Origin of the sequence: Effusibacillus pohliae DSM 22757 (assembly GCF_000376225.1) — a bacterium.
GTDB classification, from domain to species: domain Bacteria; phylum Bacillota; class Bacilli; order Tumebacillales; family Effusibacillaceae; genus Effusibacillus; species Effusibacillus pohliae.
On sequence record NZ_AQXL01000093.1, the window covers coordinates 1 to 19,211 of the forward strand.

Annotated in this window: 18 protein-coding genes, 1 rRNA gene, 1 other RNA gene, 1 riboswitch and 1 other annotated feature; of the genes, 2 read left to right on the forward strand and 18 right to left on the reverse strand. The window is 55.6% G+C overall.

The annotated features are described in order from the left end of the window. Positions 1–184 (reverse strand): transposase (locus C230_RS19270; RefSeq protein ID WP_018130282.1); only part of this gene is annotated, 184 nt, incomplete at its 3' end. Positions 185–651: 467 nt separating this feature from the next. Between C230_RS19270 and C230_RS0103345 the strand changes: the two genes are divergently transcribed. Both C230_RS0103345 and C230_RS0103350 read left to right on the forward strand, forming a co-directional pair. Continuing rightward, on the forward strand, positions 652–1,083 hold the full coding sequence (locus C230_RS0103345; protein WP_018130629.1) for a cell wall hydrolase: 432 nt from the start codon (positions 652–654) through the stop codon (positions 1,081–1,083). A 218-nt stretch (positions 1,084–1,301) separates the two neighbouring features. Continuing rightward, positions 1,302–1,541 (forward strand): hypothetical protein, encoded by a 240-nt coding sequence (locus C230_RS0103350; RefSeq protein ID WP_018130630.1) that lies wholly within the window; start codon positions 1,302–1,304, stop codon positions 1,539–1,541. 25 nt (positions 1,542–1,566) lie between these two features. Here the strand turns inward: C230_RS0103350 and C230_RS0103355 are convergent, their stop codons facing one another. The 17 genes from C230_RS0103355 to rrf form a co-directional block, all read right to left on the reverse strand. Then, positions 1,567–2,397 carry a MetQ/NlpA family ABC transporter substrate-binding protein gene (locus C230_RS0103355; protein WP_018130631.1) on the reverse strand — a complete coding sequence of 277 codons (831 nt, stop codon included), beginning with the start codon at positions 2,395–2,397 and terminating at the stop codon, positions 1,567–1,569. A gap of 83 nt (positions 2,398–2,480) precedes the next feature. Next, the gene (locus C230_RS0103360) at positions 2,481–3,146 is read right to left on the reverse strand and encodes a methionine ABC transporter permease (RefSeq protein WP_018130632.1); all 666 of its coding nucleotides are present in this window, start codon (positions 3,144–3,146) and stop codon (positions 2,481–2,483) included. Between the two features lies 1 nt (position 3,147). Then, entirely contained in the window at positions 3,148–4,161 is a 1,014-nt protein-coding gene (locus tag C230_RS0103365; protein ID WP_018130633.1) for a methionine ABC transporter ATP-binding protein, read from the reverse strand. A 77-nt stretch (positions 4,162–4,238) separates the two neighbouring features. Next, positions 4,239–4,361, reverse strand: a riboswitch (SAM riboswitch). 147 nt (positions 4,362–4,508) lie between these two features. Beyond that, positions 4,509–4,886, reverse strand: coding sequence for a PilZ domain-containing protein (locus C230_RS0103370; RefSeq protein WP_018130634.1), 378 nt, complete (start codon positions 4,884–4,886; stop codon positions 4,509–4,511). 190 nt (positions 4,887–5,076) lie between these two features. Beyond that, positions 5,077–6,159 (reverse strand): 3-isopropylmalate dehydrogenase, encoded by a 1,083-nt coding sequence (leuB, locus tag C230_RS0103375; protein WP_018130635.1) that lies wholly within the window; start codon positions 6,157–6,159, stop codon positions 5,077–5,079. Further along, entirely contained in the window at positions 6,152–7,720 is a 1,569-nt protein-coding gene (locus tag C230_RS0103380) for a 2-isopropylmalate synthase (protein WP_018130636.1), read from the reverse strand. The genes leuB and C230_RS0103380 overlap by 8 nt, the downstream gene beginning before the upstream one ends. A gap of 72 nt (positions 7,721–7,792) precedes the next feature. Continuing rightward, positions 7,793–8,779 (reverse strand): ketol-acid reductoisomerase, encoded by a 987-nt coding sequence (locus C230_RS0103385; RefSeq protein WP_018130637.1) that lies wholly within the window; start codon positions 8,777–8,779, stop codon positions 7,793–7,795. Between the two features lie 169 nt (positions 8,780–8,948). Next, a complete protein-coding gene (ilvN, locus tag C230_RS0103390; RefSeq protein ID WP_018130638.1) occupies positions 8,949–9,443 on the reverse strand; it encodes an acetolactate synthase small subunit in 495 nt (164 codons plus the stop codon). Continuing rightward, entirely contained in the window at positions 9,440–11,164 is a 1,725-nt protein-coding gene (ilvB, locus tag C230_RS0103395; protein WP_018130639.1) for an acetolactate synthase large subunit, read from the reverse strand. The genes ilvN and ilvB overlap by 4 nt, the downstream gene beginning before the upstream one ends. 50 nt (positions 11,165–11,214) lie before the next feature. Further along, the gene (gene ilvE / locus C230_RS0103400; RefSeq protein ID WP_018130640.1) at positions 11,215–12,114 is read right to left on the reverse strand and encodes a branched-chain-amino-acid transaminase; all 900 of its coding nucleotides are present in this window, start codon (positions 12,112–12,114) and stop codon (positions 11,215–11,217) included. Between the two features lie 102 nt (positions 12,115–12,216). Beyond that, positions 12,217–12,475 (reverse strand) — a binding site (T-box leader). A gap of 324 nt (positions 12,476–12,799) precedes the next feature. Then, a complete protein-coding gene (pheA, locus tag C230_RS0103410) occupies positions 12,800–13,627 on the reverse strand; it encodes a prephenate dehydratase (protein ID WP_018130641.1) in 828 nt (275 codons plus the stop codon). Between the two features lie 92 nt (positions 13,628–13,719). Continuing rightward, entirely contained in the window at positions 13,720–15,009 is a 1,290-nt protein-coding gene (locus C230_RS0103415) for a homoserine dehydrogenase (protein ID WP_018130642.1), read from the reverse strand. Between the two features lie 189 nt (positions 15,010–15,198). Then, complete coding sequence (locus C230_RS0103420) at positions 15,199–15,888, reverse strand: hypothetical protein (protein ID WP_018130643.1); 690 nt, start codon at positions 15,886–15,888, stop codon at positions 15,199–15,201. A gap of 335 nt (positions 15,889–16,223) precedes the next feature. Continuing rightward, entirely contained in the window at positions 16,224–16,475 is a 252-nt protein-coding gene (locus tag C230_RS0103425; protein ID WP_018130644.1) for a hypothetical protein, read from the reverse strand. 188 nt (positions 16,476–16,663) lie between these two features. Then, positions 16,664–18,325, reverse strand: a complete 1,662-nt coding sequence (gene ilvD, locus C230_RS0103430; protein WP_018130645.1) for a dihydroxy-acid dehydratase — start codon at positions 18,323–18,325, stop codon at positions 16,664–16,666. A 176-nt stretch (positions 18,326–18,501) separates the two neighbouring features. After that, positions 18,502–18,896: RNase P RNA component class B (gene rnpB / locus C230_RS21815), an RNA gene on the reverse strand. A 198-nt stretch (positions 18,897–19,094) separates the two neighbouring features. Then, positions 19,095–19,210, reverse strand: a 5S ribosomal RNA gene (gene rrf, locus C230_RS0103435). Position 19,211: the final 1 nt, after the last annotated feature.

Sequence of the window (19,211 nt, forward strand, 5' to 3'; positions counted from 1 at the left end):
TGCCGTTGCGATACGTGGTGCGTTCATGGGTTCGCTCGTAGGGTTCCGCTTGGATCTGCTCCGATGCTTGCTTCTGTAAGAGTTGGTTCAAAAACGACTGCATGAGAGATGGAGCCAGTTTGCCATGTGTTGTAAGCAGTTGGTGTAATTCTTCTGCGGAAAGGGTAAGATGGAAGTGAGTCATTTCGATTCCTCCTTGGGATATTGTTGTAGACAAACTCCATGATTCCCAAAAAGAGGATTGAAATGACTCTTCCTATTTCAGATCCTTTTTACACATAATACCGGACACAACTTACATTTGACACGTTACTCCTTTCGCAAAATATTAGATCAGAAATACAACAACATCATGCTCAAATGTCTATAAATAAAAATTCATGTTCAACCTGAATTTTTGTTCAGGTTGACGGTTGGGTCAAAACACACCATACTCTGGATTTGCCCACACCTCTTGGCTCGGTCTAATCCTGTGCCGCCCCTTTTGCGGCCCTAATTTTGTTCAGGCAATCCGCAACTGATTTTTCCCGCTGGGCTAGGGCAAAACCCGTTCCCCAATCTGGCATCCACTCCCGCAATCGACCGATTGCGCCAAAATCATCGGAACAGGATAAGCTCCCATTTCGTACAGTGAAGTGTGAGGTGAAGACGATGGCTGTCATAAGAGCAACCTCGGCACATATCGCGCTGTTGGGACGGTTGATGCGGGCGGAAGCGGAAGGGGAAGGAAAACTGGCGATGCTGCTGGTCGGGAATGTCGGAGTCAACCGGGTGAAATCGAACTGTCTCGATTTCAAGCGGATCCGCACCATCCCGCAAATGGTGTTCCAGCGGCCGGGGGGTTTTGAGGCGGTAGAAAAACCGTATTTTTGGTCCGTCAAAGCTCGTGACCTCGATAAACGGTTGGCCCGCCGGTGCGTGAACGGGGAGAGGTTTCATCCGGCCATGAGCGCATTGTGGTTCTTTGACCCGGGCGTGCGCCGTCCCTGCCCGCCGCGCTGGTATGCCCAAAGATTGGCTGGCCGCTACAAATCCCACTGCTTCTACATGCCGCGTCCAAGGGATTGTCCCAGAGTCTTTTAATGGAAGTTCGTCATATAATGGAGATTCATCACAGTGGCCCGGGTCGTCCGGGCTGTTTCATTTTGCGGCAGCCGCCAGCACCCAGTCCACTGCTACCCATTTATGTGCGGACAATCAACCAAACGCCCTCGCAGCCAATACAGTAGTCAGTGAATTCACTTTGCGGGAGGAGTGCACGGCATGCGCTGTGTCACCGCCGTTGGAGGTAATATTCCAGAATGATCCAGTTTATCAAATTCGTCACCCTAGATGACAACGGAGATGAAGTGTGCATCCCTTACGGCTATCCGGTGCGGGGCAACAAAATCGGCCAATCGCCAAACGAAATCTCCCCGCAAACGGCGAAAGAATTTATCGCCAACCACCACCCTGAATATTTAAAGCAACCGCGGCTGATCGGGGTCGACATCAACGGCAAATGGTTCACGGCGGAAGAGATCAAAAAAAATACCACCTGAACCGATCAGGTGGTACATGGTTTCGTTAAAACGCCGGAACAACAGCACCTTGATACTTGTCTTCCATAAACTTCTTGACTTCCGGAGTATTCAACGCTTTCGCCAGCTTCTGGATGGCATCCGAATCCTTGTTGTCCGGGCGCGCCACCAGAATGTTCACATAGGGCGAGTCTTTCCCTTCGATCGCCAGAGCATCCTTGGTCGGCACCAGTTTTGCCTCCAGCGCATAGTTCGTGTTGATGCATGCCAGGTCCACTTCGCCCAGCGCCCGCGGCAGCATGGCGGCTTCCAGTTCCTTAAACTTCACGTGCTTCGGGTTTTCGACAACGTCCTTGACAGTCCCTTTGATGCCGACGCCATCTTTCAATTTAATGATGCCGTTTTTCTCGAGCAGCGCCAATGCCCGCCCGCCATTCGTCGCATCGTTCGGAATGGCGATCGTCGCGCCGTCTTTCAACTCGTCCAGTTTCTTGATTTTCTTCGAGTAGACGCCGAATGGCTCAATGTGGACGTTCGTGACTTTGACCAGGTTCATTTTTTGATCCTTGTTGAACTGATCCAGGTACGGCGTGTGCTGGAAAAAGTTGGCGTCCAGTTGCTTTTCGAACACCTGAACGTTCGGCTGCACATAATCGTTGAACACCTTGATGTCCAGGTTGACCCCTTGCTCTTTCAATTTCGGTTTGACAAATTCGAGAATTTCCGCATGCGGAACGGCGGTTGCGCCAACCTTCAATGTCACTTCTTTCTTGTCGCCGCCGGCTGCCGGAGCAGGTGCCGCGGTTTCCTTCTTGCCGCATCCGGCCAGCGAAAATGCAAGTGTAAGCGACAATACGGGTACGAGCCATTTTTTCATATCCGGTTTCTCCTTTCGATGTTTGCCATTCTTACTTCATCTATACCAATCGGTGCTCCCGCCCTGTAGCAGCCCACCGCTTGCTATTTCCGGCTGAAACGGTGCACCAGGCGGTCTCCCGCTGTCTGCAGAATCTGCACCAACACCAGCAAAACCGCGACCGTTACCAGCATCACATCGGTCTGGAACCGTTGGTAGCCGTAGCGGATCGCCAGGTCTCCGAGTCCACCGCCGCCGATTACACCCGACATCGCGGTATAGGAGACGAGCGCGACGGTTGTGATCGTAATCCCCGCGATCAGTCCAGGCCGTGATTCAGGCAGCAACACGTTCCAGATGATCTGCCAGTTGGAAGCTCCCATCGACTGGGCCGCCTCAATCACGCCGCGGTCCACTTCGCGCAGCGATGTCTCCACTAACCTTGCAAAAAACGGGGCGGCGCCGATCACGAGCGGCGGAATCGATCCCTGCACGCCAAGCGATGTGCCGACGATCAGTTTGGTGAATGGGATCAACAGGATCATCAGGATGATGAACGGCACCGACCGCAGGATGTTGACGACAAACGAGACGATCGAATAAAAAATCCGATTTTCCAGTAGCTGTCCCCTTGATGTCAGAAACAACAGAACGCCGAGCGGCAACCCGATGAGCACGGTGAACAAAGTGGACAGCCCCAGCATCGTCAGCGTGTCGAGCGTTGCCGTCGAAATCTCTTCCCAGTCGACGTTCTCAAATGTCCATTCCATTTCAGATCACCTCCACTTTCAGCCCGTGCTGGCGCAACCGGTCGATCGACTGCTGAACCTGCATCTGCCCGCCTTCCAGTTCAACAACCAACTGCCCGTAGGGCGTGTCTTTCATGCGGGAAATCGTGCCCTGCAGAATGTTAAACGATGCACCGACCTCCTGCATCGTCCGGAACAAAATCGGCTGATACGTCTGCTCGCCCAGGAATGTAATCCGCACGATCGTGCGATGACCGGCCGATTTTTCACGGGCGATCACCTGCTGCAGTTCGAGCGAGTCGACCACCTGTTCAACAAATTCGCGGGTTGTCGGGTGGTGCGGTTTCAAAAACACGTTAGCCACCGGCCCTGCCTCAACAACCCGGCCGCCGTCGATCACCGCCACCCGGTCGCAGATCGAGCGAACCACATGCATTTCATGCGTAATCAACACGATCGTAATCCCGAATTGGCGGTTGATGTCCCGCAGCAACGTGAGGATCGAATTGGTCGTCTGCGGGTCAAGCGCCGATGTCGCTTCATCACACAAGAGCACTTTCGGATCGTTCGCCAGTGCTCTGGCGATGCCGACCCTCTGTTTCTGGCCGCCCGACAATTGCGCCGGATACTTGTCCCGATGCGCCTCAAGGCCGACCAGCGCCAATAGTTCGCCGACTTTCCGGTCGATCTCCGCCTGCGTGCGCTTCGCCAGCTTCAACGGAAACACGATATTGTCCGCGACCGTGGCGGACGACAGCAGATTGAAATGCTGAAAAATCATCCCGATCTGCCGACGTTCCTCTTGCAGCCTGCGTCCGTCAAGCGCTGTCAGATTGACTCCATCGACGGTGACTGTGCCGGATGTCGGCCGCTCCAGCAGGTTGATGCAGCGGATCAGCGTGCTCTTGCCGGCGCCGGAATGGCCGATGACGCCAAAAATTTCACCTTTTTCTATGGACAAATCGATTCCGCGCAAGGCGGGAACCGAATGTTTGCCAACCCGGTACTCCTTGTGCAAATTGCGCAGTTCAATCATCCGTACTCACCTCCGTTTGCCTCAACAAAAAACCCCTTTTTCACAGATTGAAAAAGGGGTTGCCAGACGACTTACCCTTCTCATCTGCCAGGATTTGTTATATCCTGAAGGAATTGGCACCATGTCGCTCATCCGCATCATCCTGATGAGCCGGTTGCCGGGCTTCATTGGGCCTTTCCCTCCGCCTCTCTTGATAAGAAGATCTTCCTGTCAGTCTATTTAATTGTAGATTAAAAAATTCAAACCTGATTATATCCGCTTCCTATCAAAAAGTCAATCAAAAATCTTGATAAAAAATTATATTATATATTGGAATAAAATTAATTGTATGAAAACGGAGGCAATCCTTATTCGGTCATGTACTTTTCTTTTTTCCGGCGGCGAATTTGCAGCTGGTTGATCTGCATAATCAGGTTCTTCTGTTCTTTTTCTTCAAAGAAAATAAACTCCGCCCCGTATAACAGCAGACTGTCTTCCGGCTTCTTCCAGACCAACTGACCGTAGACATTGATCTTTTGTTCCGGCACGTCGATCGCAAACTGCCAGATCAGCATTTCGCTGACGGGCAAATCCCGGTCCGACAGAAAGCAAAGACCGCCGCCGGATATGTTTTGCACTTCCACTTCAAACTCTTCCCCGATCGGCAACAGTTTGCTCCCCAGTTTGCGCAGGCGCAGCGAACAAAAAGCGGTCAACGGAACGCGGAAAAATTCTCTCTGCTTCATGCGATTTGACGTTCCTCCCATTTTACCCCGAACACCCTGCCCTGTTTCACTCGATCTAATAGTGCTATTAATTTATATCAGCAGGGATTTGCCCTCTAGGTGCTGGAGTCCTATTTTGTCAAGTTCGATCCCCTGTCGATGAAAAAAGGCGTTTCCCGCAAAGGGAAACGCCTGTTACAACATTGGGATGTTATACGATCGGGACTTTTGCACTAATCCGTTGGACGATCAGGTCTCCCATGCGGGAGGTCGATACGGTCGGTTCAGCGGGGCCTGCCAAATCGGCAGTTCGTACCCCTTCCGCCAGCACCTCTGCCACCGCTTGTTCGATCACGGTCGCTTCCTGTTCCCAACCGAATGAGTGCCGTAGCATCAGTGCCGCGGACAAAATCATGCCGAGCGGGTTGGCGACGCCCTTGCCCGCGATGTCAGGGGCAGACCCGTGAATCGGTTCATACAGGGCGACGCCCGCTCCCAGGCTGGCAGACGGCAGCATACCGATCGAACCGGTCAGCATGGCCGCTTCGTCCGACAGGATGTCGCCGAACATGTTCTCCGTCACGATCACATCGAATTGGCGTGGATTGCGAATCAACTGCATGGCGCAAGTGTCGACTAGGATATGATCGTACTGGACATCCGGATACTCCTTGGCGATCCGCTCGACTGTCTCGCGCCAGAGGCGGGACGATTCCAGGACGTTCGCCTTGTCGACCGAGTGCACCCGTTTCCTTCTCGTCCGCGCCACTTCGAACCCCATCCGGACGATTCGCTCGATTTCGCCGGTCGTGTAAACGAGCGTATCGGTTGCCACTTCGCCGCCGACCGCCGGTTTCCTGCTTTTCTCACCGAAGTAGAGACCGCCGGTCAGCTCCCGCAAAATCAGCAGGTCGACGCCAAGCAACACTTCTTGTTTCAAAGTGGAAGCGTGCAGCAGCGGTTCAAACGCGCGAACCGGCCGCAGATTCGCGTACACACCGAGTTCCTTCCGCATCCGCAGCAGACCCGTTTCCGGGCGCAGATGACCGGGGTTGTGATCCCACTTCGGCCCTCCGACGGCAGCCAGCAGTACGGCGTCTGCCGCTCTGATGCCTTCCAGGGTCTGTGGAGGAAGCGGATCGCCAAACCGGTCGATCGCATCCCCGCCGATCGAAAATGTTGCAAACTCGAAGCTACGGGAGAAGTGGCGGCCGACCGTCTCCAGCACTTTCACGGTCTCGGCGGTGATTTCCGGGCCGATGCCGTCTCCCGGCAGCAGTGCGATCTTAGGCATGCACATCCACCTGCTCTTTCCGGCGTCTGAACTCTTTGCCGAGCGTGTCCATCCGCTTGATGATCATGCGGTTGATCGCATCCAGGTAGGCGCGGGCGCTCGCCTCCAGCACGTCGGTCGAGACGGCGCGGCCGTTTGCCACAATGTCGCCCTGACGAACCTGGACGCGCACCTCGCCGAGCGCATCCTGGCCGCCCGTCACCGAATCGATCTGGTAGTGCAGTAGTTCGACCGGCTCATCGGTGATGCGGTCGATCGCCCGATAGATCGCGTCCACCGCACCGTTGCCAACCGCCGCTTCCTGCAGCAGCCCTTTTTCATCATCGTGCAGTCCGATCGTCGCGGTGGGAACTCCTTGCGTGCCGCACGATACGTGCATAAACTCCAAACGATAGGCCACCTGCGAAGAGTCGACTTCGTATTCGAGCAGCAGGGACAGGATATCTTCGTCGGTCACGTATTTTTTCTTGTCGCAGAGATCTTTGAACTTGCGGAACACGTTATTCAACGCTTCGCCTTCCAGTTCGTAGCCGAGCGACTTGATGTGCTCCTTGAACGCGTGGCGGCCCGAGTGTTTCCCAAGTACCAGTTTGGTGTCCGCCATGCCGACCGTTTCCGGACGGATGATTTCATAGGTCGATTTTTCCTTTAACATGCCGTCCTGATGAATCCCCGATTCGTGGGCGAATGCGTTGGCTCCGACGATCGCTTTGTTCGGCTGGACGACCATGCCGGTCAGCTTCGATACCAGCCGGCTGGTGCGGGCGATCTGCGAGAGATCTAGACTGGTCGCCGCCTGGTACACATTCGGCCGGGTAGCAAGCGCCAGCGCCACTTCCTCGATCGCCACGTTACCGGCCCGTTCGCCGATCCCGTTGATCGTTCCCTCGATCTGATCGACGCCCGCCGCGATGGCGGCCAATGTGTTGGCGGTCGCCAAACCGAGATCGTCGTGGCAATGGGCGGACAATTTGAGCTTCTCAATCCCCTTCGCATGTTCCCGAACGTACCGGAACAAGTGGGCGTATTCCTCCGGGGTCAGGTAGCCAACCGTATCGGGAATGTTCAACACGGTAGCTCCCGCCTTCGCCGCCACTTCCGCCACTTTCACCAGAAAATCGAGTTCGCTGCGGCCCGCATCTTCTGGCGAAAATTCGACATCGGGAAAATATTTGCGGGCCAGCCGGACGGCCGCGTCAATCTGCTCCAAAACTTGCTCCGGAGTCATCTTCAGCTTGTGTTGCATGTGAATCGGGGAGGTCGCAAGAAACACGTGGATGCGTGGATGCTCCGCCCCTTTCAATGCTGCGTACGCTTGCTCGATGTCGTTTTGCACCGCGCGCGACAGCGAACAAACGCTGACTCCCCGGATTTCGTTCGCAATCCGCTGAACGGATTCAAAATCTCCCTTGGAGGAAGCTGCAAATCCCGCCTCAATGACGTTGACACCCAGTCGGGCAAGCTGCCGGGCAATCTCCATTTTTTCTTCTTGCGTCAGGCTGACGCCAGGGGACTGTTCCCCGTCCCGCAGCGTGGTGTCAAATACCTCAATCGTGCGCATATACTCTCCCTCCCATTTTTCGTGTACCCGTTTTGTGTCCCTCGCCAGGGGTCTGTTGCCGCCTGCCGGCTCCTATTTCTGGATCCAGCTCATCATTTCGCGCAGCTGGGCACCGACCTGTTCGATCGGATGTTCCGCTTCCTGCCGCTTGATCGCATTGTACGACGGACGCCCAGCCTGATTTTCGAGGATCCATTTTTTCGCGAATTCCCCGCGCTGAATCTCTTCCAGCACTTTCCGCATCTCCCGCTTCGTCTCCTCCGTCACGATCCGCGGCCCGGTGACGTAATCGCCAAACTCGGCCGTGTCGGAAATCGAGTAACGCATGCGGGACAGCCCGCCCTCATACATCAGGTCCACGATCAACTTCAGCTCGTGCAGACATTCAAAATACGCAATCTCCGGCCGGTAGCCCGCTTCCACCAGCGTTTCAAACCCTGCCTTGACAAGGGCGCTGACGCCGCCGCAAAGGACTGCCTGTTCGCCGAACAGATCAGTTTCCGTTTCTTCCCGGAAGGTCGTCTCGATCACGCCCGCCCGGGTGCAGCCGATGCCTTTCGCATAGGCGAGTGCGATCTGTTTCGCCTGGCCGGTTGCATCCTGATGAACCGCCAACAATCCCGGCACTCCAGCGCCCTGCGTATAGACCCGGCGTACCAGATGGCCCGGGCTCTTTGGAGCAACCATCGCTACATCGACATAGTTCGGCGGATTGATCTGCCCGAAGTGAATGTTAAAACCATGTGAGAACATCAGCATTTGGCCGGCCCGCAGGTGCGGCGCAATCTCTTCGCGGTAGGTTTGCGCCTGGCGCTCATCCGGCATCAGAATCTGAATGATGTCGGCCACTTTTGCCGTATCCGCCACCGTCATCACTTCAAACCCGTCCTGTTCCGCTTGCGTCCAAGACTTGCCGGGACGGGCGGCCACCACTACCTTCACACCGGAATCGCGCAGGTTCTGCGCCTGCGCGTGGCCCTGCGAGCCGTATCCGACCACCGCAACCGTTTTACCTTGCAGGAATTTCAAATCCGCATCATGGTCATAATACATTTTCATCGTTCGATCCCTCTCCCACAGTGGAATGATTGGTGTATTGTCTGGTCTCCGCCCCGCCCGGCCGCATCCCGGTTGCTTCACGAGCCGGGCGGCGGCGAAGTCAATCGAAATCAAATTCTATGATCCTATGACCGATTCCATGACTGGAAAATCGTCGCTTCCCGATGCGTCACTTAACCCGTGCGGCAACCTGGCTGCGCACCAATGCGGTGGCGCCGGTTCTCGCGATCTCCTTGATGCCGTAAGGGCGGAGCAGTTCGATCAACGCGTCGTTTTTCTCGCGGTTTCCGGTCGCCTGAATGATCATCGACGAGCGGCCGACATCGACCACCGAGGCGCGAAACGGTTCGACGATGCCCGCGATCTCGCTGCGGGTGGCCGGGTTGGCGCTGATTTTGATCAGCAGCAGTTCACGCTCCACCATCGGTTCGCGCGTGATGTCCTGCACCTTGATCACGTCGATCAGCTTGTGCAGCTGCTTCATCACCTGCTCGAGCGTCGCTTCATCGCCGATCGTGGTGATCGTCATCCGGGACAGCCCGGGCTCTTCCGCCGGTCCGACCGTCAGGCTGTCGATGTTGTAGCCGCGGCGGGAAAACAATCCCGCTACGCGCGCCAGCACGCCCGGTTGGTCATTGACCAGCACCGACAAGGTATGCCTCATTCGTCCCACCCCTTGACGATCATCTCATCGTTGCCTTTCCCCGGCGGAACCATCGGGAACACGTTTTCTCCCTCTTCCACGATAAAATCAACCACCACAGGCCCCGGATGCGCCAATGCTTCGGCGATCGCCCGCTCCGCCTGTTCCGGGGTTTCGGCGCGAATCCCCTTGACATTGAACGCCTCCGCCACCCGCACAAAATCGGGCGCTCCGATTTTCGATTCGGACAGCCGGTTGTCATGGAACATCTCTTGCCACTGGCGGACCATACCAAGAAACCGGTTGTTGATAACAAACACTTTGACCGGGATATTCCGCTCTGAGATCGTCTGCAGTTCCTGGATGTTCATCTGGAACGAAGCATCGCCGGCGATGCAGATGACAGTCGCGTCCGGCCTTGCAAGCTGGGCGCCCATCGCAGCCGGGAAGCCGTATCCCATCGTCCCCAGTCCACCCGACGTAATAAAGGTCCGCGGTTCCTTCGCACGGTAAAAATGGGCCGCCCACATCTGATGCTGACCGACCTCGGTCGTGACGATCGCCTCACTGTTGGTCATCCGGTCGACCAGATCGATCACATACTGGGGCTTCAATACAGAAGAGTCGTTCTTGTAGGACAGCGGATACTCCCGGCACCATGCCTGCACGTCGTAAATCCAGTCGTCGCAGTTGGCGTGCGGCGATTTTTCCAGCAGGGCCTGCAGCGCGTTCTTCACGTCGGCGACGATCGGATAGTCCACCCGGACGTTTTTCCCGATTTCAGCCGGATCGATGTCAATGTGCACTTTCTGCGAATGCGGGGAAAATCGTTCCAACTTGCCGGTGACCCTGTCATCGAAGCGGACGCCGCAGGCGATCAGCAGATCGCAATGGTAGACCGCCATATTCGCCGCATATGTGCCGTGCATCCCGAGCATTCCGACAAACAGCGGATCGTCCGGCGGGAAAGCCCCCAGCCCCATCAGGGTCGAAACAACCGGTATCCTCGCCTGCCGCGCGAAGGTCCGAAGCTCTTCGGAGGCGTTGGCGCTGATGATGCCGCCGCCGATATAGAGCAAGGGCCGTCTCGCTTTCGAAATCGCCTGGCACACCCGCTCGATCTGGATCGGACTCGGTTCGGTGGTCGGATTGTAGCCCCGGATCTGCACCGATTCCGGGAACACGAACGGCGCCACCTGGTTCGAGACGTCTTTCGGGATGTCGACCAGCACCGGACCCGGTCGGCCCGTTCCCGCGATATGGTACGCTTCCGCCAGGATGCGAGGCAGTTCCTTCGCATCGCGCACCTGATAGTTATGCTTGGTGACCGGCATCGTGATCCCGATTACATCCGCTTCCTGAAACGCATCGCGGCCGATCATCGAGGTGGGAACCTGGCCGGTGATGATCACCACCGGCGTCGAATCCATAAACGCGTCCGTGATCCCCGTCACCAGATTGGTCGCGCCCGGCCCGGATGTCGCCATCACCGTTCCCACCTTGCCGGTCGCACGCGCATACCCTTCCGCCGCGTGGATGGCCGCCTGTTCGTGGCGGACCAGAATGTGTTCAATGCCCGATTCGTACAAAGCGTCGTACACGGGCAGAATCGCCCCGCCCGGATACCCGAAAATCGTCGTGACGCCCAACCGTTTCAGACATTCCACAACCATCCGGGCTCCCGTCATTTCCACTGGCTGCGCTTGTGGTGCCGGCGTTGTCTTGAATGCTTGAATCGCCATACCTCTCCACCTCTTTTCAATCTTTAGATTTTTTTGTCTATCGCGACAACCTACACGGCTTTTGAAACAAGTTCCGGGATCTTGGTGCCCTCGACCGTCGTGATCTTGCGGAATTCGCGGATCAGCATCTCCGTCAGCGGGCCGGGCTTGCCGTTGCCGATCACGCGGGCATCGACTTCCACTACCGGAATCACTTCCGCCGCCGTCCCGGTCAAAAATACTTCATCTGCCACATACACATCATGCCGGGTGAACGGCTTTTCTTCCGCCGGAATGCCGAGTCTCTCGCAAATGTCGAGAATCGCGTTACGGGTGATCCCTTCTAAAGCACCAAGATATGTCGGCGGTGTTGTCACTTTCCTGTCTTTCACGATAAACACGTTGTCACCCGATCCTTCACACACATACCCTTCGTGGTTCAGCATCAAAGCTTCCAGCACGCCGGCCCGCGCCGCCTCCAGTTTCACCAGCACGTTGTTCAGGTAATTGAGCGATTTGATTTTCGGGTTCAGCGCATCCGGCACATTGCGGCGGGTGGGCACGGTCACGATCGACAGCCCTTTTTCGTAGAATTCTTGCGGGAAAAGTTTCAGTTGTTCCGCGATAATGATAATGCACGGTTTGATACAATTCCGCGGATCCAATCCGAGATCGCCGACACCGCGGGAAATCACCAGCCGGATATAGGCGTCCGCATACCCGTTGCGGCGCAATGTTTCGACCACCGCCGATTCCATCTCCTCCGGTGTCAGCGGGATGTCCAACAGGATCGACTTGGCCGATTCGTACAACCGTTTGATGTGCTCGCGCAACCGGAACACGTTCCCCGAGTAACAGCGAATCCCCTCGAAAATCCCGTCCCCGTACAAAAATCCGTGATCGAATACGGACACCACCGCCCTGCTTTTCGGTACAAACTCCCCATCCAGATAAACCAACGGTTCTTGCATGCTGCTCTCCCCTTTTTTCAGAATTATCAGTCTTGATAAATAAAGAAAAATCTCCCGCCCAGCCGTCGAACGCCCGGTCGATGCAACCGATATCCGTTCGTCTGCTGGGGCGAGAGATCTCGCGGTACCACCCAGATTCTCTGCTTTTCTCGCGAAAAACAGACTCAGCAAGTCATCGCTGACTTGTGTCCCGTAACGGGGACCAGCCGTTGTTTCCTACTCTGGACTTGTGAACCGGTCCATTTCAGAAACAATGCTCGAAGGTGAGCTTCAAATCAAAGATGGTGACCGCCCTCGCACCATATGGGCGGCTCTCTGGCACCAGAGCCTTGATTTTACTTGTCCTTGTCATCGCTGAAACTATTCGGTTTTGCCTAACAACAAAGCCCCCAAGCAGGTGTGCAGCAGAGGAGTCGCCGTCCCCACCGATGCCCCGAAAACCGGGCTGTAACAGGGGCGTTCGCCAACCGACTGCCAAGACCTGCCGAAGGGCTTTTATCCCTACGGTGTACACCAACCGCCTGCAGCTGGTGCTGGCATCGCTCGGTCCAGACCCGCCAGCGCGGCGGAACCCTAGATGCCCTCTTGCAGTTTATTGCATGTGCTGTTTTTGCGGCGAACCACTCAAATCAAATCGTTAAGCAGATTATAGTAACCAACTCAATTCTCTGTCAACGGCCTTTTTTTAAATTTTTGTGTCTCTTCGGTAGCTCCCCAGAACGCGGACCTGATGTCCGTAGGTGCCAATGATCGAAATGGCTTTTTGCAGCAAGTCATCGTACAAACCTGCCTCCACATCGATAAAAAACTGGTATGTGCCCAGCTTTTTCTTGGTCGGACGCGACTCGATCCGCGTCAGATTCAGATCCAGCGCGGCAAACACGTTCAACACGTGCACGAGCGCCCCCGCCCGCTCCTCGCTGAGCGTCACGAGCAGCATTGTCTTGTCGGATTCCGAAACCGCTTGCCCGTCTCTCTGCACCACCACGAACCGCGTATGATTTTCCGAATTGTCCTGCAGATTGGACCGCAGAATTTTCAGGCCAAAATTTTTTGCCGCCCAGGCATTCCCGATTGCTCCGATATCTTTTCTGCCAGATGCGGCCACTTCCGCCGCCGCAGTCGCCGTGCTGTCCCACGTCTTGACTTTCACGCCCAGTTCGCGGATGAAGTTGCGGCATTGCGCCAGCGCCTGCGGATGCGACCAGATTTCCCGGATCTCGCCCAGTGCGGCGCCTTCGTTCACCAGCAGATTCTGCTCGATCGGCAGCACGATCTCGGCAATGACAAACAGATCGGGATCCTGCGCCAGTCCGTCCAGCGTCATGTTGACGGAGCCTTCGATCGAGTTCTCGATCGGCACCACCCCGTAATCGATCGCTTGCTCTTGCACCGCATCGAGCACATCGAGGATCGACGGATACAAACTCCACTCCACATCCTGTCCTGCAAAAAAACGGAGGGACGCTTCCTCCGAAAAGGTCCCTCTAGGTCCCAAGCAACCAACTTTCATCTGATCTCCTCCATGGTTCCAACAAACTCCAGGTCTCCGCCCATAGAACGACTCGGCGGTTTACCGCCGAAGCGTCACTTTGTCGGTCTGAGTTAATCCACTACCCGCAACGTCTGCTTGATCGCCCGCACATGTTCCATGTCTCCCAACTCGTTCAGCGCGTTGCGCAAAGCACCTTCGCGCACCTGGTGCGTAATCACCACGATCTCCGCCGTCTTGTTGTCCGCCCATTTTTGGAACATCGTCTGGATGCTGACTCCGTGCTGGCCGATCTTGCCGGCGATCGCCCCCAGTACGCCCGCCTGGTCGGCGACTTCTAGCCGCAAATAGAATCGGTGATGATTGTCCAGCGCGGACTGAACCTCTTTTTTATGATAACAGTCCACCAGGAATTTGCCACGGGTTCCCGCATGAAAATTCCGCACCGCTTCCACGATATCACCGACTACGGCGCTGGCAGTCGGCAGTTGACCGGCTCCCAGCCCGAGGAACATCGCTTCGCCGATCGCGTTGCCGCGTACAAAAATCGCATTATACGCCCCGTTCACCGAAGCCAGCGGATGCTCCAGCGGAACCAGCGCAGGGTAGACTTGTGCCGAGATCTTGCCGTTCTCCGTTTCCTTCGCGCAGCCAATCAACTTGATCGCATACCCCATCTCTTTCGCGTATTCGATGTCCCGCGCGGTGATCGCCGTGATCCCCTCCACATCCACATCGGGAAAATTCACCCGCGAGTTGAACGCCAGCGAAGCGACGATCGCGATCTTTCGTCCGGCATCCCATCCCTCCACGTCGGAAGCCGGATTCGCTTCCGCATAACCAAGCGCTTGCGCTTCTTTCAAAGCGTCTTCGAATGCCATGCCCGATTGGCTCATCCGTGTCAAAATAAAATTGGTGGTACCGTTGACGATCCCCATCACTTCATGAATCCGGTTGCCCGCCAGATCCTTTCGCAGCGGCCGGATGATCGGGATGCCGCCGCCGACGCTCGCCTCATACAGAAAATCGCAGCCGCTGCGAACCGCTGCGAGCGTCAGTTCCTCGCCATGCTCGGCGATCAGATCCTTGTTTGCCGTGACCACGCTTTTCCCGTTGCGAAAAGCGGTCAGCAACAGGTCTTTCGTCCCTTCAATTCCGCCCATCACTTCGACAACGATGTCGATATCGGGATCGTTCACCACTTTCACCGCGTCGGTCGTCAACAAGTCGGATGGCACCTCCACCAACCGTTCCTTGTCAAGATCCCGCACCGCGATCGATTTGATCCGGATCGGCAGACCCGTCCGTTTTGCCAATTCTTCTCCGTTTTCCTGCAGCACCTGATAGACGCCGGAACCAACCGTTCCCAAACCAAGCAACCCGATGTTCACCTGCGGTTTCATTCTCCCCACTCCCTCGTTTGATGTCTCCCGTGAATAGACATAAGTCTCTAATTAGGAGACAGTATATAACAGATCGCATCCGGTTGGCAATAGGTCTTTTTTCAGAAAGGCAAACAAAAAGCCTTCGCCGCTACGGAAGGCAACTGTTCCGTGAAACGGGAAGGCTTTCTGGCCAACGTCCGTCCGCCATCAAGCGTAATCCTTATGTTCCAGATACATGTCGGCAATATGTTGGTCCTCATAGTTCATCGTGAACGAGATTTGGTTGACCGAGTCGTTCTTGAACGTATGGAACAGCATTTCCGCAACTTGTTCCGGCTCGCCCTTGTCCGGCTCCACCCAAAAATCGACTCGTCCCGTTACCGAATCTCCAATCTCATCCACCGCCACCATACCGATCACATTGTCAAAATCGTCATGCAGCTCGTATTTGGCATGATTCCCCTCGTCGGAAACCAGGCTCAGATGGTACTCCTCCATCTCCGGTTCCGGATCCTCCGCCATGTGCAGCTCGTCAAACACGTTATCGCTGTCCAAATCCGTTTCGTAAGTCCCGTCTAACCGTTCGTCCTCCGGGTCGTCATGATCCAATGGTTCGATCTCAAGAATCTGCTCGATATCGCCGTGCATCATCACGACCGATGAGGTGGTGATGTTCAATGCCGCTGCGAGATGACTGATATACGTTCGTACTTCGTCCAACACGTACTCCAGATTGCGTTCGCTGACTTTACCGGTGTCGATCTGAACGGTGCCGGTCAGGAGATCGCCTTCTCTGTACACCAGATAGACATCGCCCGCCCAGTCGTCGTCGCAATAAATGCTGACCGTCTCGCCGCCGGCCGTTCGCAGCTCCGGTTTTAACGATACGACCGTCATTCGCCATCTCCCCTTTAGCGTGAAATCAGGCATAGTATCACCGAAAAATCCGATTGCTAGTGAGAGAATTTTTGGAAAGAAAGTGCATACTAACTGAAACTGGTTTCAGTCCGCCCGGAAGTGTCATTTTCGTATGGGGAAATGACAAACGGCTGAAATCATCAGGGCAGCCGGCGGAGCCAACCCGACCAACAACACCGTGATGGCGCTCGCTGCCAGAACGGCCGGTTATCTGAAAGATCAACTGAATCAGCGGGAGATTTAATAAAGGCACCCGAAATGCGAGTCCCGCCGGACCCCATTTTCGGGTACGCCGTAATGTTTCCAGGTTCTTGCTACTCCTCTTTTTTGCTTGTCAGCCGCTGCTCCAGCCGAACCACGCGGCGTTCCAACGCATGCAGCGTATCGCACATGCGGTTCGTTTGCACTTCCACAGCCGCTAATTGCCGTTCTAATCGTTCCAGACGCTCCTCTAGCCGATCGGCTGGAAACGGCGAGAGAAACGGGAACGGAAACGGCTGCTGATAGTAAGGGTTGTACAAACTGGTTTGCGATTGTTGCCGCAACCGGTGATAGCCCCAATACAAGACAAAACCTCCTTGACCGCCTCATCCGCACGCGCTCGCCGCGGCCGGAACATCCTCCTCGTTGCTTCCGGGAATTTGTATCGGTCGCCGGGCCGCGCGTGAGGCCATGATTTTTCTGTACACGATATGTGCGGAAGGAGGCTTTTGCCCTTATTCGATCAAAAATGTGTATGCGCCCAAGCGTCAGCCTACACTTTCAGCACGGCGCCGGTGTTTGCGGAGGTCACCAATTTTGAATAGCGTGCGAGCCAGCCGCTCTTCACTTTCGGTTCCGGTTCGACCCATTCCGCGCGCCGTTTTGCCAGTTCTTCGTCGCTTAATTTCACTTCGATGATCCGCTCATCTACATCGATCACGACGATATCGCCGTCACGCAGAAGCGCAATCGGGCCGCCTGCCGCCGCTTCCGGTGAAATGTGTCCGACACTGATGCCACGGCTCGCCCCGGAGAAGCGTCCGTCGGTGATCAGCGCCACGCTGGACCCAAGCCCCATGCCTGCGATGGCAGAGGTCGGCGCCAACATTTCCGGCATGCCCGGTCCGCCCTTCGGACCTTCGTAGCGGATCACGACCACCGAGCCCTCTTTTACCTGCCCGGACATAATGCCTTCCAACGCTTCTTCCTGAGAATTGAAAATGATGCAGGGGCCTTCATGCCGCTTGACTTCCGTCGCGGCGCTTTTGATGATCGCCCCGTCGGGTGCCAGGTTGCCCGTCAGCACGCGCAGACCGCCTTCGCGGCTGTGCGGATTGTCGATCGTGCGGATCACTTCCGGATCGCGAATTTCCGCATGCTCGATATTTTCCCGCAGCGTTTTGCCGGTCACCGTGATACGGTCGAGATGAAGCGTCCCCTCTTTTTTGCTCAGTTCCTTGAGGATCGCGCTGATCCCTCCCGCCCGGTGCACGTCTTCCATATGCCAGTTGGATGCCGGGCTCACCTTGCAAAGGTGCGGTACGTGGCGGGAGATTTCATCGATCCGTGACATCGGATACTCGATTCCCGCTTCCCGTGCAATCGCCAGCGTGTGCAGTACCGTATTGGTTGAGCCGCCCATAGCCATGTCGAGCGCAAACGCGTCGTCAATCGCTTCAATGGTCACGATGTCGCGCGGTTTAATATCTTTTTCAATCAACAGTTTGAGACTCTCGACCGCCTGCTTGATCAATTCCTTCCGAGCCGGATCGATGGCCAGGATCGTGCCGTTTCCAGGCAGGGCGATGCCGAGCACTTCACACAGGCAGTTCATCGAGTTGGCCGTAAACATACCGGAACAAGAGCCGCAAGACGGACACCCGTGGTCCTCCAGTTCTTTCAGTTCGTCCTCCGTGATCCTGCCTGCCTGATAAGCGCCTACACCTTCGAAGACAGAACTGAGGTCGACGACTTGTCCTTGGCTCGTTTTGCCGGCAGCCATCGGACCGCCCGAGATGAAGACGGTCGGAATGTTAATCCGCATGGCCGCCATCATCATCCCCGGCGTGATTTTATCGCAGTTCGGAATGCAGATCATCCCGTCAAACCAGTGCGCATTGACGACCGTTTCGACAGAGTCGGCGATCAATTCGCGGCTCGGCAGCGAGTAGCGCATGCCGATATGTCCCATCGCAATTCCGTCATCGACGCCGATCGTGTTGAATTCAAACGGGACCATCCCGGCTGCCCGCACCGCTTCTTTTACCAGCTTGCCGAATTCATTCAGGTGCACATGGCCGGGTATGATTTCGACGAAGGAGTTGCAAATCGCAACAAACGGTTTGTCAAAATCCTCATCCGTGAGTCCGGTCGCTTTCAATAGGCTCCGATGCGGCGCCCTGTCAAACCCTTTTTTAATCATGTCACTTCTCATGTGGATCGTCCTCTCCCGCTAACATTCTGTCAACACTTCAAAATGATTATCTATTCTGTAATTTAGAACATAGTAGCAAAGCTTCGGGAATATGACAAGGAAAAATCGAAAAAAGAACGCCCAGTCAAGACGACTGAGCGTTTTCCCTGTACAGATCCACAGATGGCAGCAGGCAAAGCTGTAAGCCACATTCTGTACTCTCGTGCTGCAAACGGCTGCCAAACCTCGCACTCGAGTTGTAATCATCTATCTATCGCCTGATTCCGGCGATCCGCCCTTCCGTTCGATTTCCTTCCGGGCAGTTCCCCTACCATCATTTGGGTTTCTCGCAGATGGGGTTTACCGCGTTCCACTCCTCCCGTTTCCAAGAGGACTCCGTCACTGTGGCACTTTCAGGCTAATCGGAACGTATCTCAAGCGAGACGTAGCTCCTTTCGCCGCCGTCAGCCCAGTCGATACCAGGCTGCCCTGACTTATGGTTTCGTCAGGCATCCGAACTCCGGGCATCACAGCCCGGGCGAGTGTGGACTTTCCTCACCGGCGGAAACCGCCGGCGCGATTACACGCTTTGGCCTGCATCTGTGGATGCGAACACGTGTTATCTTAACAAAAGCCACAGCGGAGTGCAACATACCGCTGTAAACAAAATCGGTCAAACAACCCGAATAAAAAGTGCTTTAGCCGAATGACTAAAGCATTCTTATCGCTGCGAAGCGGCAACTGCTCTTCCGATATTGCCGCAGCGCCTGCTGGATTTTGAAGCCAAAACGCCTAGCGACGACCTACTCTCCCAGGGCTTCCTGCCCAAGTACCATCGGCGCTGGAGAGCTTAACTTCCGTGTTCGGGATGGGAACGGGTGTGTCCTCTCCGCTATTGTCACTAGAC

Excerpts from the sequence above, each read along its gene's own strand:
- C230_RS0103345 (WP_018130629.1), top strand. The coding sequence starts at position 652 with ATGGCTGTCATAAGAGCAACCTCGGCACATATCGCGCTGTTGGGACGG.
- C230_RS0103350 (WP_018130630.1), top strand. The coding sequence starts at position 1,302 with ATGATCCAGTTTATCAAATTCGTCACCCTAGATGACAACGGAGATGAA.
- C230_RS0103355 (WP_018130631.1), bottom strand. The coding sequence starts at position 2,397 with ATGAAAAAATGGCTCGTACCCGTATTGTCGCTTACACTTGCATTTTCG.
- C230_RS0103360 (WP_018130632.1), bottom strand. The coding sequence starts at position 3,146 with ATGGAATGGACATTTGAGAACGTCGACTGGGAAGAGATTTCGACGGCA.
- C230_RS0103365 (WP_018130633.1), bottom strand. The coding sequence starts at position 4,161 with ATGATTGAACTGCGCAATTTGCACAAGGAGTACCGGGTTGGCAAACAT.
- C230_RS0103370 (WP_018130634.1), bottom strand. The coding sequence starts at position 4,886 with ATGAAGCAGAGAGAATTTTTCCGCGTTCCGTTGACCGCTTTTTGTTCG.
- leuB (WP_018130635.1), bottom strand. The coding sequence starts at position 6,159 with ATGCCTAAGATCGCACTGCTGCCGGGAGACGGCATCGGCCCGGAAATC.
- C230_RS0103380 (WP_018130636.1), bottom strand. The coding sequence starts at position 7,720 with ATGCGCACGATTGAGGTATTTGACACCACGCTGCGGGACGGGGAACAG.
- C230_RS0103385 (WP_018130637.1), bottom strand. The coding sequence starts at position 8,779 with ATGAAAATGTATTATGACCATGATGCGGATTTGAAATTCCTGCAAGGT.
- ilvN (WP_018130638.1), bottom strand. The coding sequence starts at position 9,443 with ATGAGGCATACCTTGTCGGTGCTGGTCAATGACCAACCGGGCGTGCTG.
- ilvB (WP_018130639.1), bottom strand. The coding sequence starts at position 11,164 with ATGGCGATTCAAGCATTCAAGACAACGCCGGCACCACAAGCGCAGCCA.
- ilvE (WP_018130640.1), bottom strand. The coding sequence starts at position 12,114 with ATGCAAGAACCGTTGGTTTATCTGGATGGGGAGTTTGTACCGAAAAGC.
- pheA (WP_018130641.1), bottom strand. The coding sequence starts at position 13,627 with ATGAAAGTTGGTTGCTTGGGACCTAGAGGGACCTTTTCGGAGGAAGCG.
- C230_RS0103415 (WP_018130642.1), bottom strand. The coding sequence starts at position 15,009 with ATGAAACCGCAGGTGAACATCGGGTTGCTTGGTTTGGGAACGGTTGGT.
- C230_RS0103420 (WP_018130643.1), bottom strand. The coding sequence starts at position 15,888 with ATGACGGTCGTATCGTTAAAACCGGAGCTGCGAACGGCCGGCGGCGAG.
- ilvD (WP_018130645.1), bottom strand. The coding sequence starts at position 18,325 with ATGAGAAGTGACATGATTAAAAAAGGGTTTGACAGGGCGCCGCATCGG.